Raw genomic sequence first — 14,921 nt, forward strand, 5'->3', positions numbered from 1 at the left:
CGGCCGTGCACGCCGAAAGCCGCATGTGAAGCAGCCACACGTGAAGCTGGATTCACATTTGCATGTGAATGGAGATTCACATGTAAGCCGTATGGGCGTCAAGAGCCCGGTCGATAAACTGCGCGAGTGACCGAGTCCCCCACCGGCAGGCCCGCGGCCCTCCAGGAACGCAGCCGCCGTTCGCAGCAGGACATCCTCGAGGCCGGGTACGCCCTGCTCGAAGAGGGCGGAGCGGACGCGCTCACCGTGGCCGCCGTCGCCGAGCGGGCCGGCATGGCGGTCGGCAGCATCTACCGACGGTTCGGCGACAAGGAAGGCCTGCTCCTGGCCATCCAGCGCGCGTTCACCGAGAATCTCCAGACCGAGATCACGGGACGGGTGTCCGCGGAGCGACTGCGCGTCCTGCGCGATCCGGCCGTGGTGGTCGCCGAGGCGGTGGGCGCGATCACGGACAGCTTCCAGGCGCACGAGGCCCTGCTGCGCGTCTTCCTGCTGCTCGGCACTCGGCACGACGCGGTGCGAGCGGAGGGCTCCCGCGTCAGCGTCGAGGGCAACCGCCGCTTCACCGAGGCACTGCGTCACACACCGATCGCGCATCCGGACCCGGAGGCCGCGCTGGACTTCGCCTACCGCCTGGTCTACGCCACGGTCGCGCACCGCATCACCCAGGGCGAGTTCCTGGAGTCCGACCGTCCGCTGCCCTGGAACGAACTGCGCAGCCACCTCCAGACCGCGGTCGTCTCCTACCTCCTCGACGCCCCGGAGGGCCGCTGAGCCCGAACACGCCTCACACGGAGGTGCGCGCACAGCCGTCGACGGGCGATGCCGCCGTATGTGAGCTGCCCCTCCAGCCGAGCAGGAGTCATGGTTCACATTCAGGGGTCCGCCAAGGTCGCTGCATCGGCGGAGCCGAGGTGTCCTTCGTCGGCGTGCCGGGGCGCCGACCCAACCGGTGACAGCCCGGGTCTGCGTCAAGCTGTCGAGCGGCGCCGGCACGAGCCGCGGAGAGCGAGGGGGCCCGTGCAGCAGGCACGGGCCCCCTCGCCGGAACCCCGTCACAGGGCGTGCACGGGCCCCCTCGTCTCCTCGCTGCCGGCGGTGGCGGTTTGGCCCGCGGCGATGTCGGCCGGCGTTTTCGAACAACATCCGCGGAGAGATTCGTCGGTGCCCGGCGCCTCGCCACCACCCCCGACTCCGGCAGCCCGGACGGCATGAGCCAACCGCAAGGGCCGCGTCGAGGGCGCCGGATCACCGGTGGCACGGCTGAGGCCGGCATCCGTAGACCCCAGTCGCCCTGGCTCACTGGACCGCCCGAACTGCACACCTCCCATGTATTGACCTGCCAGATCCTGAGTGTCGAACACACCTGTCCGTATCAGCCCAGGGTTTGATCTGGCAATTTCTGTCGCGCGGCTAGACAGAGCATCGACTGGTGCCCGTTAATACATCCGATGTTGCTCCGCCGAACACGCGCTGTGTGCAGGGCCTGTCGCGACACCGTGCGCTGCTCCTCCGAACTGCCAGGGAGAGGACCTTGTGAGAGTCGGTCATCCGCCCGAGTGGCGCTCCTCGGTATGGCCATCCTCGACGGCAGGCTTCCTCCTTGAGTCCAGGGCGCCGCCGCGAAAGGAAGAGCTGCCGCCCGGCCAGCGCCGTAATGCTTGGCCCCGGCCGCCGCACTTGGGGAGTTCACGCCGCTCCCCCGCCTGCTCCGCGCCCAAGCCGCAGCTCACCCTGGGGCTCTACCACGCCCCGCGAGCGGCTCTCTCCCCGGACGACGACGCCGCGGGCCGTCAGTTCACCTCTCGGCCGGCCTGCGCGTCGCTCCGGCCGACACCGCTCGCGACTCCCGGGGCAGCATGGCTGCCGGGCCTCCCGGCACCCCACGACACCGGGGCCGGCGCGGAATGTCCGGGCACGTCGTCACCGCAAGAAATGCCATCGATCCGCAGGAGTGCCCCATGTCCTCATCAGGAATGTCTCGTCGCACGTTTCTCGGCGCGGCGGGTGTGGCGAGTGCCGCGACCGCGCTGCCGCTCGTCCCCGGATTCTCCGGCCTGCTGTCGCGGGCGTCGGCCGCGGACGCTCAGACCAACCTGAGCAAGATGGTGGACATGCGGTTCGGCATGTTCAACCACTTCAGCCTGGGCACCTTCACCAACGAGGAGTGGGCGGCGCCGAACCAGAGCCCCACTCTCTTCGCCCCGCCGAGCGTCAACTGCGCACAGTGGGCCGACGCGGCGGCCGCCGCGAAGATGAGCTACGGCATCCTGACCACCAAGCACCACGACGGCTTCGCCCTGTGGCCGAGCGCCCACGGCACTCAGAACGTCACGAACAGCTCCTACAAGCACGACGTCGTCCAGGCGTACTGCGACGCCTTCCGCGCGAAGGGCCTGAAGGTCGGGTTCTACTACTCGATCTGGGACCGCACCTTCGGCGTCGAGGCATGGGAGAGCCGGCACAAGGTGACCGGGCTCCAGATCACCGATGCCATCCAGCCCAAGCACATGGCCTTCATGCTCGGTCAGATCCGCGAGCTGCTCACCAACTACGGCACCATCGACATGTTCATGACCGACGGCTACGCATGGCAGATGGGCCAGCAGGCCGTCTCCTACCAGGCGATCCGTTCGCTGGTGAAGGAGCTGCAGCCGGACTGCGTCATGCTCGACATCGGCGGACTGTCGGAACCCTTCCTCAGCGACGCGATCTTCTTCGAGGAACCGCTGGGCGTCACGGCGCCCGCCGGCAACACCTACGCCGGAATGCAGGGGCAGACCATCAGCAACGGCTGGTTCTGGCACCCCTCCACCCCGACCGAGGGCCTCATGAGCAGGGACGCGATCCTCTCGCACCTGGCCGACCTGGAACCGAAGTACACCTCGTTCATCCTCAACTGCCCGCCCAACCGCAACGGCCTGCTGGACACCAACGTCGTCAACCGGCTCGCCGAGGTCGGCGCGGCATGGAGCCCCGACACCTCCCGCCCACCGCTGCCCACCCAGCCGCTGCGCGCCGAGCATCCCGTCACCCCGGTCAACGCGTACGCCACCGGCTTCCACACCGGCGAGGGTCCGCTCCACGCCATCGACGGGCTCAGCGACGTCCGCTACGAGACCTGCTGGTCGACCTGGGGACTGCCGACGCCGCTGCCGCAGTCCATCACCATCGACCTCGGCGGTGTGTGGAGCAACGTCTCCACCCTGGAGTACCTGCCCAAACAGTGGAGCCGCAACAACTCCACCGACGGCGACATCACCTCCTGCGCCATCCTGACCAGCACCGACGGAGTCAACTTCACCCAGGTCGCCACCGGCACCTGGGCCGGCAACCGCAAGACCAAGCTGGTCGAGTGGCCCAACCGGAACGTGGGCTTCGTACGGATCCAGGTCAACGCGGCGACCGGCGGCTACGCCAACATCAGCGGCGTCAGGATCGGCGGCCGGTCGGTCAAACCCGCACTCGTGTCCACGACACTGCCCGGCGACGGCACCGTCTACCGACTGGTCGCCCGCCACAGCGGCAAGGCCGCCGACGTGGAGGGCCAGCGCACCACCGACAACACCAAGGTCCTGCAGTGGCCCTGGCTCGGCCAGACGAACCAGAAGTGGACCTTCGTCAAGACCGGCGACGGCTACTACAAGATCAAGGGTGTGGGCAGCGGCAAGCTCCTGGAGATCCAGGGCCTCTCCCGCGCGGACGGCGGCACCGCCGGCATCTGGTCAGACGCCAGCGCACCCCAGCAGCACTGGGCCGTCACCCCCACAGGCGACGGACACTACTTCCTCATCAACCGCTACAGCGGCCTCTGCCTCGCCGTCGACGAGGCCAGCACCGCCAACGGAGCCGCCGTCGAGCAGCAGCCCTACACGGGCCGCCACGAGCAGCAGTGGCAGATCATCCCCTCCTGACCCTGCCCTCCGCCGCATCCTCGGTGGGCGCGGGGCGCCTGGGCACCCCGCGCCCACAGGAAGCACGCGTGCCTGACTCCCACCGAACATCTACTTCATCGGGCTTCGCCCAAGACCTTCACTCCCCTCCATGCACCCGCACAAAGACAGGGAACGCACATGTCCGCTGCTCTCGCACGGCTGTCGGCGATACTGGTCGCCGCCTGTCTGCTCTTCACGTCTCACATCCTGACCGCCCCCGAACGGGCCGCCGCCGCCGACCCGGGCTACCTGATGACGCACTTCACCGGGGACGGGTCGGACGGTCAGCAGATCTACTTCTCGTACAGCGCGGACGGTCTGCACTGGAACGACCTCAACGGCGGCGGGATGACCCTGCGCTCCACCGTCGGTACGCGAGGGGTGCGTGACCCCGCCCTGGTCCGCTCGCCCGACGGCAACAAGTACTGGATCATCGCCACCGACCTGTGCATCGGCTGCGGCCAGTCGTGGTCGGACTCCATGTCCAACGGCAGCCGCAACCTCGTGGTGTGGGAGTCGACCGACCTGGTCACCTGGTCGCAGCCGCGGCTGCTCGACGTCGCAGGCGCCATCCCCGACGGACGCAACGCCTGGGCGCCGGAGGCGATCTGGAACCCGGCCACCAACGACTACGTCCTGTACTGGGCTACCAACGCGACACGCGACGGCGTACTGAAGCACCGCATCTACTACGCCCGCACCACCGACTTCCACACCATCACCACCCCCCAGCTGTACATCGAACGTCCCGGCACCCAGAACATCATCGACACCCAGATCGTCGAAGTCCCCGCCGGGGTCGGCAACTACCGCTACGTGCGGGCCTCCAGCGCCGGCCAGATCACCCTCGAAGGCAGCAACTCGATCCTCGGCACCTGGACCGACCTCGGCGACCTCTCCGGCATCGGCCTGACCGGCTCCCAGGCCGAAGGCCCGATGTGGATGAGGTTCCGCGACCGCGGCGAGTGGACCCTGTACCTCGACCAGTACGCCTCCGGACGCGGCTACATCCCGGTCACGACGACCGACCCGTCCAGCCCCGGTACCTACAGACTCCCCACGGCGGGAAGCTACAACCTGGGCGGCACCCACAAGCGCCACGGCTCGATCCAGAACCTGACGGCCGCCGAGGACGCCCGGATCCAGACCCGCTGGGCCGACGTCCCGGGCAAGCGGCTGCAGTCCTTCAACTACCAGGACCGCTACGTACGGCACAGCAACTTCGACGTGCGCATCGACCAGAACGTCACCAGCCAGGACGCCCGGTTCCGGCAGCGCCCCGGCCTGGCAGGCACCGGCACCGTCTCCTTCGAATCGGTGAACTTCCCCGGCTACTACCTGCGCCACGACGGTTCCGACTTCCAACTGGTCCACAACGACGGCACCAGCCAGTTCGCCGCGGACGCCACGTTCCGGCAGGTCGCCGGACTCGCCGACTCGTCCTGGTCGTCGTTCCAGTCGTACAACCACCCCGACCGCTACATCCGCCACTACGCGTACCTGCTGAAGCTCGAAACGATCACCACCGCCACAGGACGCAGCGACGCCACCTTCCGGGTGACGAGCTGACCCGAGAGGGATGGCGGCGTTGCGCTTCTTGCGCAGGCGACTCTCGTCCGCGGGATCCGTCGGGATCCGTCCCTCGGTCCTGCCGAGCGGGACCGATCCCGGCGGTCACACACCGCTTCGGCGGGTTACGGCAGCGGCGGGTAGGCGTTCCGCATCAACTGCTGGAACTGGGCGGAGAACCAGTGTCCGGCAAGCGGCGAGTTCGGCAGCGACCCCGGGGGGTTGTTGCCGTTGCGGGCGTTGCCTCCGTAGGTCGGATCGCACATCCGGTCGAAGCCCATGCCCTCGTCGTTGGGGACGGGGGCGCTGTTTCCGTCCGACTCCCCCGGCGGCTTGACCCACACATAGGCGTCGATGCCGGCGGCCGGAGCCGCGGTCGGCCGTTCGCCGATGCCCGCGCCGCTCTGGTTGCACCAGTTGCCGGCGTGGATGCGCCGGTCGATGCGGCCGGCGTCGACATAGCCGTCCACGGTGGTCTGGGCTCCGGGACCGCTGGGCCGGGCGGAGCCGCCCCAGCCGTTGCGGGAGGTGTCGATCAGCATGCCGAGTCCGGAGTTGAAGCCGGCCGCGACGAGCTTGTCGCGCAACGCCTGGGCGAAGGACTGCTCGTCCACGTACTGGTTCCAGTCCACCCACTTCGACTGACGGATGGTCTGACCGCCCACCGTGTCGGTGACCTTGAGGTACGGCTCCTTGGTGGGGCTGTAGAACAAGCCGTCGGCGAGGGGGTACGACCAGGTGCCGACCCGAACTCCCCGGCTCATAGAGGTACTTCACACATCCGCTCGGCGGTGCGCGAAGGGATCACCCGCCGACGCCCGGCAGGCCGGGCGCGGGCCGCCAGGGCCCCGGCGGGGATGGACGGGCGCTGTCGAGGGGTTTGCGTCCAGGGCGTGATGCCGTCCGGTCGAGCTGGAACTTCGGCGGTGCGGTGGTGCGCGCCGGAGTCGCGGCCATCGATCGACCCAAAACGCTGGAAGAGGCTGCCCCACCGGCTGGTGACGGCGTGTCCCACCGTGCACGCGGCCGTGGCTCCCCGGGCCGAGAACACCGGCAGAGCAGCGCTCGGGAGAGCGTCGCTGACTAGAAGTACTGAATGCTGGGGGGGCACATGAGCGAGTCCTTACAGCTTGGCGCGCCGCTACGGACGCGTCGAGTGATGGAACCGCCCCCACTGGTGAGGAGGAAGTTAGCGCCAACTGAGGGGGTTTCATAGGGCCCTTGCGAAACTTTTCGCTCCATCAGCCCAGTTCGAACTTTGAACTCCTCCACGTCTTGACCGCATCCGTCTTCGTCCCCACGATGGGAGCGCTCCCACTGGATTCAGGCCCTTGGCATCTCCGCGAGCCGTGTGACGCAAGGAGGAACAGCACATGGATCCCGGACGCGGACGCAGAACCGTACGGCGGTTCTGGACCGCCGTCGCCGCCGTGTTCGCCCTGCCCCTGTCGATGCTCGCCACCGGCGCGACGACCGCGAGCGCGGCGTCCGTGCAGTGCAGCGTCGACTACAAGACCAACGACTGGGGTTCCGGCTTCACCGCCGACCTCACCCTCACCGACCGTGGCACCGCCGCCATCGACGGCTGGACCCTGACCTACGGGTACACGGGCAACCAGAAGCTCGCGAACGGGTGGAACGACAGCTGGTCGCAGGCGGGTCAGACCATCACCGTCAAGAACGCCCCGTACAACGGCACCATCGCCCCGGGCGCGGCCAAATGACAAGGTCTACGTGCCCAGCGGCTGGAGCGGCAGGATGCCGAACGGCGAGACCATCGACTCCTCCTCGACGTTCTCCTCGATCCGGTCCTTCTACAGGAACGACCCGGCCTGGTCGAAGATCGAGGCCTGCCTCAAGGGCGGCGCCGCGCCCGTCTTCACCTACCACCGGTTCTGGGCCCAGGCGGACATAGCCCTGGCCATGGGCTCGTACGCGGAACTCCTCGAGTAGCCCCCGCCGGCGCTCCGCGTACACGACCCCGTCACAGGAGGACGGGGTCACCCGGCCGGGCGGCCCCACCGCACCAGGGGCTGCCCGGCCCTCGCGCCCGCCCGGTTCCGCCACGACCGAGCAGACGGGAGCGCTCCCAGACTGCGGGGCGGAGCGACCGCCCGTAACCGTGCCACTGGCGAACTCATGTGCTCGATCCCCTCCGGCCGGTAAGATCGGCGATCTCGTGGGGGAGGTGGTCATGGGCAGGCGACGCCCGGAGACACCGACGCTGGAGGAGGTGGCCGCCCACGCGCGGGTGGGACGAGGCACGGTCTCCCGCGTCATCAACAACGCGGCGGGCGTGAAGGAGTCCACGCGACTGGCCGTACAACGGGCCATCGACGAACTGGGGTACGTACCCAATCTCGCCGCCCGTTCCCTGGCCGGGCGGCGGGCCGACGCCGTCGCCCTGGTGATGACGGAGCCGGACTGGCGGCAGTTCGCCGAGCCGTTCTTCTCCGAGATCGTCCGCTCGCTCGGGGACGCGCTGACGGACACCGGGATGCAACTGCTGCTGACCCTGGTCCGCTCGGACGCCGAGCGGCAGCGCTTCCTCGAGTACGCGCGCGGCGGCCGGGTCGACGGGGTCCTGCTGATGTCCGTGCACGCCGGTGACCCGCTGCCCGACATGCTCGCCGAGGCCCGGTTGCCGACCGTACTGTTGGGGCGCCGCTCGGGCGAGGAGTACGTCAGCTACGTCGACGCGGACAACATCGGCGGAGCCCGCAGCGCCGTGTCCCACCTTCTGAGGCGGGGCCGCAGAGTGATAGCGACCATCACCGGTCCGCTCGATCTGTACGCGGCGCAGTGCCGGCTGCGCGGCTACGAGGAGGCCCTGGCGTCGGCGGGCCTGGAGGGCGAACCGACCCGTGTCGCCGAAAGCGACTTCACCGCGGAGAGCGGGCGCCGTGCCATGGCCGAGCTCCTCGAACGGCATCCGGACATCGACGGCGTCCTCGCCGCGTCGGACACCACAGCCGCGGGGGCCCTGGAGGCGCTGCGCGCGGCCGGCCGCCGGGTGCCCGAGGATGTCGCCGTGATCGGCTTCGACGACTTCTCGCTGGCCCAGCGGACCGAACCACGGCTGACCACGGTGCGGCAGCCCATCGAGGAGATCGGGCGGGCCATGGTGCGGCTGCTCCTGGAGGAGATGGAGGAAGGCGCCGTGGCCTGGCGTCACGTCATCCTCCGTACGGAGCTGGTGGTACGCGAGTCGACCTGACCCTCACCGGTGCACCCGCCCGGTGAGCGCCGCCGGAGCCGACGCGGCGCTTCTCTGCGTGCCTGTCCGACGCGCCACTTCGCGACATCCCTGTCCGACGCCTCGCTTCGGCGCCTCGTCCGGCGGTGCCCTCGAAGCCGTTTCGACAGGTTCATGCCAGCAGTCTTGTCAGGTGCCTGAACCGCCCCTACAGTCCCTGCCGAGCCCAGGATTGGGAGCGCTCCCATCTACATGCTTGCGGGAGCGCCTTCCTCACCCCACACCTCATCCCTCCGCAGAGGATCCGCATGCGTCCTTCACCGCACCATGCCCACAGCGCGCGTGGCCTGCTCGGCGCGCTGCTCACCTCGCTCGTCTCGCTCGCCGCGCTTCTGACCACGGCGTCAGCGGCTCAGGCCGACACCTCGATCTGCCAGCCCTTCGGTTCCACGACCATCCAGGGTCGCTACGTGGTGCAGAACAACCGCTGGGGCACCAGCGCCACCCAGTGCATCACCGTCACCGACTCGGGGTTCAGGATCACCCAGGCCGACGGATCGGTCCCCACGAACGGCGCTCCGAAGTCCTATCCGTCCGTCTACAACGGCTGCCACTACACCAACTGCTCGCCGGGCACCAAGCTTCCCGCTCAGCTCAGCACCATCTCCTCCGCGCCCACGAGCATCTCCTACAACTATGTGAACGACGCGGCGTACAACGCCTCGTACGACATCTGGCTCGACCCCACGCCCCGCACCGACGGCGTGAACCGGACCGAGATCATGATCTGGTTCAACAAGGTCGGGTCCATCCAGCCCATCGGCTCCCCGGTCGGCACCGCCACCGTGGCCGGGCGCGAGTGGCAGCTGTGGTCCGGCAGCAACGGCTCGAACGACGTGCTGTCGTTCGTCGCACCGTCGGCGATCACCAGTTGGTCCTTCGACGTCATGGACTTCGTCCGGCAGACCGTGTCCCGGGGACTCGCGCAGAACAACTGGTACCTGACGAGCGTTCAGGCGGGGTTCGAGCCCTGGCAGAACGGTACGGGTCTCGGCGTGAACTCGTTCTCCTCCACCGTCAACACGGGCTCCTCAGGTGACCCTGGCGGTCCGGGTGACCCCGGCGGCTCCACGGCCTGCAAGGTGGCGTACGGGGCGAACTCCTGGCAGGGCGGCTTCACCGCCGACGTCACCGTCACCAACACCGGCACCTCCCGGGTCAGCGGCTGGAGGCTGGCGTTCACCCTCCCGTCCGGGCAGCAGATCACCCAGGCCTGGAACGCCAGCCTGTCCGGGTCGTCAGGAGCCGTCACAGCGAGCAACGCGGCCCACAACGCGGAGATAGCGGCCGGCGGCCAGGCGACCTTCGGGTTCCAGGGCACCTCCAGCGGCACCTTCGCCAAGCCCTCAGCCTTCAGCCTGAACGGCACCGCCTGCACCATCGGGTGACACACGCTCACCCTCCTGGGCCCGCCCGGTCTCCTCACCCCGACCGGCGGGTCCTCGAAGGCCCGCGCACACGCGCACCCCCGGCTCCGCAGTGCTCCGCCCCCGCCGGCAAAGCCGACGCCGTACCGGGACCGGCCTGCGCGCCCAGGCCGGTCCCGGTCGTCTGCTGGTTCGGAGGGGGCCCCACTGCCGACGGCGGGGATCAGTGCCGTGCGAACTGGACCCGCGTAGGCTGCACGACGTCCGGCCGCAGGGCGATCCCTTCGACGGTCAGTCGTTCTCCGTAGATGTCGGTGATCCTGATCGCCTTGCCGCACCCGCTGCCGTCGGGGGAGAGGAAGTAGTTGTAGTCGGTGCGCGCCAGTAGGCGCCAGCCGCCGCCGGTGCGGACCTCCAGCCGAGCGAGTGGGTTGCGGTGGCCGATCGCCTGGATTCCGCACCAGTAGGGGCTGGATCCGTTCTTGTAGCGGATCGAGATCGTGCCCGGCGTGCTCGGGCTCACCAGGCTCCAGGTGATCGCGATCCGGCCGGTCGACACGGGGGCCAGTTTGGCGAACGCCTGCTGGCTGAGGTCCAGTTGCCCCGGCGCACAGGGCAGTGGGCATTCGTTGGTGATCCGGACCGTGACGGAGGCGCCGTTCGCCGCGCGGACGCGTATGTATGCCCCGCAGGCCTTGGAGGTCTCGTAGTCGGTGGTGTTCATCGCCGCGATCATCATGTCAGGGCTCGGGCCGAACGAGCAGGCGCCGTCCCCCACCCCGGCCTCGTAGACCGTGGCGACTCCCCGGTAGGTGCTCTTGGGGCGGATCCGTCCGCCCGCGGGTGCCGTGTCAGGAGCCTTCCGCGGGGCGGCCGATGACGAGGACGGCGACGGGGACGGGGACGGGGAGGCCTTCCGCTTCTTGGCACCGGCCGACGGGGACGCGGAGACCTCGGACGGGGAGGGTGTGGGGGACTTCTCCTTCCCGGGCGATCTCGGCGGGTGCGTCTCCTGGGAGTTGGCGACGGCCGTGGCCGGGGCTCGTCCGGCGTCCTCCTCGCGGTCCGGCTGCATCGTCATGAGCAGGCCGAAGAGAAGACCTGCGACGACCAGCCCCGTGGTGGTGCCCACCATCAGCCGGCGTCTGTGCCTGCGCTGCCGGGCGGCCTGGCGTGTCTCTTGCATGTTCATCCGTTCGGAAGGGCGTGTCGGTGTTGCACTGCTCAGTGGCCGCGGGTGGCGAAAAGGTTGCCGCCGATTTTCGACGGGTCCGGTAGCTCGACAGGGCAGCCGGAGGCCGCCGTGTGTCCCTCGCGAAGCCCTCGGGTGGGACACACGGCCTGTTCGGAGGCAGGTCGGCGTCTGCCCGGCACCGTGGCGACAGCCCGCGGCCGGCCTCGGCCCCCCGCCGGACCGCCGACGGACGGCATCGCGGCCGCCACAGGCGCGGCGTCCGGCTCACTCGGTGGGGGGCCGAGGTCCGGCAGCCCCTCGTCGTGCGGCGAAGACACCGGCGGGTCAGCGTCGGGAACGCACCCTGTCCCGGGCCGCCGCTCGTGCTCAGAGAGCCCGGGTGATCGTCTTCTCGCCGGCGCGTTCGGCTCCCGCCGCGGCATCCTCTCCGGTTCCGTGTCCGACAGCGGGTGCAGGGTGTCCAGGAGATGACGCAGGCCCGCGTTCGCCGAGGGGCTGACTGGAGACGTCGACCTCCGCGCCGTGATGCGGGCGGATGAGGCTGATGTCGCGCCCCTATCCCCGCCCGGCCGGGAGTTACAGAACAAGGACAACTCGGTGCAACCGTGCACCACCCGCCTGCGTCTCCGACCGTGCCCAGCGGATAGGCCGGGCCATAGCGCTACCGGGAGTGACGAGTGAACCGATCCAGGGGATGTGCGAGACGGGTGTCCCAGATGGCCGCCGCAGGGCTGATCGCGGGGCTGGTCGTGGCCTGCGGGCCGAAGGACCCGGCTCCGGGAGAGGCGGGCGGGAGCGACAAGCCGGGCAAGGCCTCGAAGTCCGCGACCGCCGCGCCGTCGAAGACACCCGGCGGTCCGGCGAAGACACCCGGTACCCCGGCCAAGACCCCGTCCGCGAAGCCCAGTGGTACGCCGACCGGTGGCGCCAAGTCCTTGACGTGCGCGCAGTTGCAGAACGCGTCCCTGGACGGCGGTGGGCTGGAGGGGTACGGCATCGCGGGGGCCTCCCTCAGCGCGGGACGCTGGGAGGGGCCGGACGGGGTCGTGATCGAACTGCAACCCCAGTGCGCCGTCGGTGACATCACCGGAGACAGCGCGGCCGACGCCGTGGGCGCGCTGAAGATCTCCACCGGGGGCACGGGCAAGTTCTACACACTGGTGACGTGGCGCAACGACGGCGGCACTCCCGTCCCCGCGGCCGCCGCGGAACTCGGCGACCGCACCCCCGTCGTCTCCATCGACTTCCCGTCCGCGGGGACGCCTCGGCAGGTGACCGTCGTCTACCGGACCCGCGGCGAGGACGATCCGGCGGCCGTCGTCACCCTCACCCGTACCGCGGTGTACGAGGTCAGCGGGCCCTCCATGGTGGAACTGCACCACAGCGACGCCCCGTACACGCCGTAGCCGACGGCCCGGCCGGGACCGCCCGGGGTGAGTCCCGACGGCCGCCGTCGGACGGTCGGCGTCGCACGGGCGCCGTCAGACTGCCGCCGTCGCACGGTCGGCGGCGTCGGCCCGGCTCCGTTAGGCGGGGGCGGATTCGGGGGGCGGATTCAGGGGGCGGGCCGGGGGTCGATCCACAACGACTCCGACCTGGCGCACAGTTCGCCCTCCGTCGTGGTGACCGCGACGCCCATCGTGTGCTTGCGGCCGGACTCCGACAGCAGCCACGCGTACACGATGTGCGGCTCCCCCGCGGCGACCGGCCGCAGAATCGTGCCCGTGAGGGAGGCGGTGACGGCGCCCGGGCGCTGGGTGCCGAGGAAGCGGCCCGCCCAGTGTCCCGGGCAGTCCAGGGCGCCCCAGACCAGAGGGGCGGGGAGCAGGCCGTCCGAGTCGGCGAAGACCCGCGAGGGTGTCCACGCGGAGGCCACGACGTCGAGATCCGGCACCGGAGCGCAGTACACGCGCAGTCCCCGATCCGCGGGGCGCAGGCCGCAGCCGAAACAGTCGACCACACCCGGTGGCGGCGTCGCCCGGAACCTCTCCGTCGCGGCGGCCGCCTCGTCCCAGGAAGGCGCGGCCGGCCCGCCGAGCGGCAACTCGGCGGGGCGGGCGGAGGCAAGGGGCCGCTCCGCTTCGCCCAACTCCACACCGCCGTCCGCCGTTGCGGCGATCGGTACGGGCACGCCGACCGGTACCGGCCCGCGGAAGTCCACCCGTACCGTCTTCGCCGCGGACCTCTCCGCCAGCACGCCGGCGATGTAGCCCCCGAAGGCCACCCCGGGGTAGCCGACATACAGCTCCGGCACCACGATCGCGTCACTCGTCGTCATGATCCCCACTTCACCACACGCCGGGGACCCCGCTTTCCCGACCGGCTGTGCGGGGTGCCGCCGCACGGGGCCGGGAAGGTCACCGGCCGGGCTCCCGGGGACTCCCCGTCAGCACCGGAACCCCGTCAGCACCGGAACCCCGGCGAGTCAGGCGCGCCGGTCGGCCCCGCCCGGCGCGAGGGCGGGCTGGAACTCCGCCTGCTGGAGTTCCGCGAGCAACTCGCTCTGTCCGGCGAGTAATTCGGTGAGGATGCGGCGAGCCGCGCGCAGCAGGTCGGCCACATCACCGCCGGCGAGCGCGTAACTGACCGTGGAGCCCTCCCGGATGGAGACGACGATCCCCGATCGGCGCAGGACACCCAGCTGCTGGGAAAGGCTGGACGGCTCGATCTCGATCTCGCTGAGCAGGTCGCGAACGGGGAGAGGGCCGCTCTGCAGCAATTCCAGAACCCGGATGCGGACCGGGTGTCCGAGCATGCGGAAGAACTCGGCCTTGGCCTGGTAGAGGGGGACCTGCATGAGAATCGCTCGCTCCCTGCCGCGTTCGACGGGCTTTCTCTCGGTACGGCGGCCCGGACGCCACCGCGGACGGCTCGGCGGGGCCGACGCCGCGTGCTGCGCCAATCCTCGCCGATCCGGCCCCGCACACCCATGGCTTTGACCTCATCTGGATATTCCCAGTTGAAGAAGTCTTCAAGTCATGGGCGTGCGAGGCCGTGAATCGCGGCACTTCTATACGTGGAGGTCCGCTTCGACGCGCTTGAGTTGATGCCGGGCCATGGCGAGGTTCGATTTACCCCTGTCGAGCACGAGGTAGAGGAACAGGCCGTTGCCGCCGCGGCCCTTGAGCGGCTGGATGATGTGGTACTGGCTGCCGAGCGTGATCAGCATGTCCTCGATCTCGCCCGTGAGCCCCAGGTGCTCCATGGTGCGGGTCTTGGCGCGGATCACATCCGTGTTGCCCGCCGCCGCGACGTTCAGGTCGAGGTCCTTCCCGCCCCCCAGCGTGCCCAGCGCCATACCGCTCGTGTAATCGACCAGCGCGGTCCCTAAAGCGCCCTCGATCGACGTCATGATCTCCTTCAGCGAGATCTCGACATTGCTCATCCCGGCATCTCCTCCAAGTCACTGCGCGGATCGGACATCGCCCTCTCCGCCGGTGCACAGGACCCTACGAAGTGTCCGCGACGGGCAGCGCTGTTGTTCGATTGTTATTCGGTACTGAACGCGGGAGTCGCGCATTGACGAATGGCACACCGTTTTTGACCGGTCGCGCTCACGGAACGGTCGACGTTCTCATCCACTGTGAGAGCGCGGGGTC

Annotated in this window: 10 protein-coding genes and 3 pseudogenes; 8 read left to right on the forward strand and 5 right to left on the reverse strand. The window is 69.7% G+C overall.

Features of this window, described 5'->3' with window-relative positions:
* The first annotated feature begins 126 nt into the window (after nucleotides 1–126).
* The 3 genes from AC067N_RS25890 (at nucleotide 127) to AC067N_RS25900 (ending at nucleotide 5,504) form a co-directional block, all read left to right on the forward strand.
* Complete coding sequence (locus AC067N_RS25890) at nucleotides 127–774, forward strand: TetR/AcrR family transcriptional regulator (RefSeq protein WP_478681268.1); 648 nt, start codon at nucleotides 127–129, stop codon at nucleotides 772–774.
* 1,187 nt (nucleotides 775–1,961) lie between these two features.
* A complete protein-coding gene (locus tag AC067N_RS25895; protein ID WP_478681269.1) occupies nucleotides 1,962–3,914 on the forward strand; it encodes an alpha-L-fucosidase in 1,953 nt (650 codons plus the stop codon).
* A 159-nt stretch (nucleotides 3,915–4,073) separates the two neighbouring features.
* Nucleotides 4,074–5,504 carry a glycoside hydrolase family 43 protein gene (locus tag AC067N_RS25900; protein WP_478681270.1) on the forward strand — a complete coding sequence of 477 codons (1,431 nt, stop codon included), beginning with the start codon at nucleotides 4,074–4,076 and terminating at the stop codon, nucleotides 5,502–5,504.
* 125 nt (nucleotides 5,505–5,629) lie between these two features.
* Here the strand turns inward: AC067N_RS25900 and AC067N_RS25905 are convergent.
* Nucleotides 5,630–6,211, reverse strand: a pseudogene (locus AC067N_RS25905) (glycoside hydrolase family 6 protein); the annotation flags it as partial.
* Between the two features lie 666 nt (nucleotides 6,212–6,877).
* Between AC067N_RS25905 and AC067N_RS25910 the strand changes: the two are divergent.
* The 4 genes and pseudogenes from AC067N_RS25910 to AC067N_RS25925 all read left to right on the forward strand — a co-directional run.
* Nucleotides 6,878–7,222: pseudogene (locus tag AC067N_RS25910) on the forward strand (cellulose binding domain-containing protein); the annotation flags it as partial.
* Nucleotides 7,223–7,226: 4 nt separating this feature from the next.
* A pseudogene (locus tag AC067N_RS25915) lies at nucleotides 7,227–7,457 on the forward strand (glycoside hydrolase family 48 protein); the annotation flags it as partial.
* 241 nt (nucleotides 7,458–7,698) lie between these two features.
* Nucleotides 7,699–8,721 (forward strand): LacI family DNA-binding transcriptional regulator, encoded by a 1,023-nt coding sequence (locus AC067N_RS25920; protein WP_478681271.1) that lies wholly within the window; start codon nucleotides 7,699–7,701, stop codon nucleotides 8,719–8,721.
* A gap of 287 nt (nucleotides 8,722–9,008) precedes the next feature.
* Entirely contained in the window at nucleotides 9,009–10,148 is a 1,140-nt protein-coding gene (locus AC067N_RS25925; RefSeq protein ID WP_478681272.1) for a glycoside hydrolase family 12 protein, read from the forward strand.
* Between the two features lie 202 nt (nucleotides 10,149–10,350).
* Here AC067N_RS25925 and AC067N_RS25930 read toward each other — a convergent pair whose 3' ends face one another.
* Nucleotides 10,351–11,313 (reverse strand): expansin EXLX1 family cellulose-binding protein, encoded by a 963-nt coding sequence (locus AC067N_RS25930; protein ID WP_478681273.1) that lies wholly within the window; start codon nucleotides 11,311–11,313, stop codon nucleotides 10,351–10,353.
* A gap of 725 nt (nucleotides 11,314–12,038) precedes the next feature.
* Here AC067N_RS25930 and AC067N_RS25935 point away from each other — a divergent pair.
* Nucleotides 12,039–12,728: a hypothetical protein gene (locus AC067N_RS25935; RefSeq protein ID WP_478681274.1), complete on the forward strand. Its 690-nt coding sequence runs from the start codon at nucleotides 12,039–12,041 to the stop codon at nucleotides 12,726–12,728.
* A gap of 149 nt (nucleotides 12,729–12,877) precedes the next feature.
* Here the strand turns inward: AC067N_RS25935 and AC067N_RS25940 are convergent, their stop codons facing one another.
* From AC067N_RS25940 to AC067N_RS25950, 3 genes are all read right to left on the reverse strand, one after another.
* Nucleotides 12,878–13,600 carry a PaaI family thioesterase gene (locus AC067N_RS25940; protein ID WP_478681275.1) on the reverse strand — a complete coding sequence of 241 codons (723 nt, stop codon included), beginning with the start codon at nucleotides 13,598–13,600 and terminating at the stop codon, nucleotides 12,878–12,880.
* Nucleotides 13,601–13,747: 147 nt separating this feature from the next.
* Nucleotides 13,748–14,119, reverse strand: a complete 372-nt coding sequence (locus AC067N_RS25945; protein WP_478681276.1) for an ArsR/SmtB family transcription factor — start codon at nucleotides 14,117–14,119, stop codon at nucleotides 13,748–13,750.
* Nucleotides 14,120–14,332: 213 nt separating this feature from the next.
* Nucleotides 14,333–14,707 (reverse strand): roadblock/LC7 domain-containing protein, encoded by a 375-nt coding sequence (locus AC067N_RS25950; RefSeq protein ID WP_478681277.1) that lies wholly within the window; start codon nucleotides 14,705–14,707, stop codon nucleotides 14,333–14,335.
* Between the last annotated feature and the right edge of the window lie 214 nt (nucleotides 14,708–14,921).

The sequence above is a fragment of the Streptomyces sp. NPDC042364 genome, assembly GCF_056437585.1.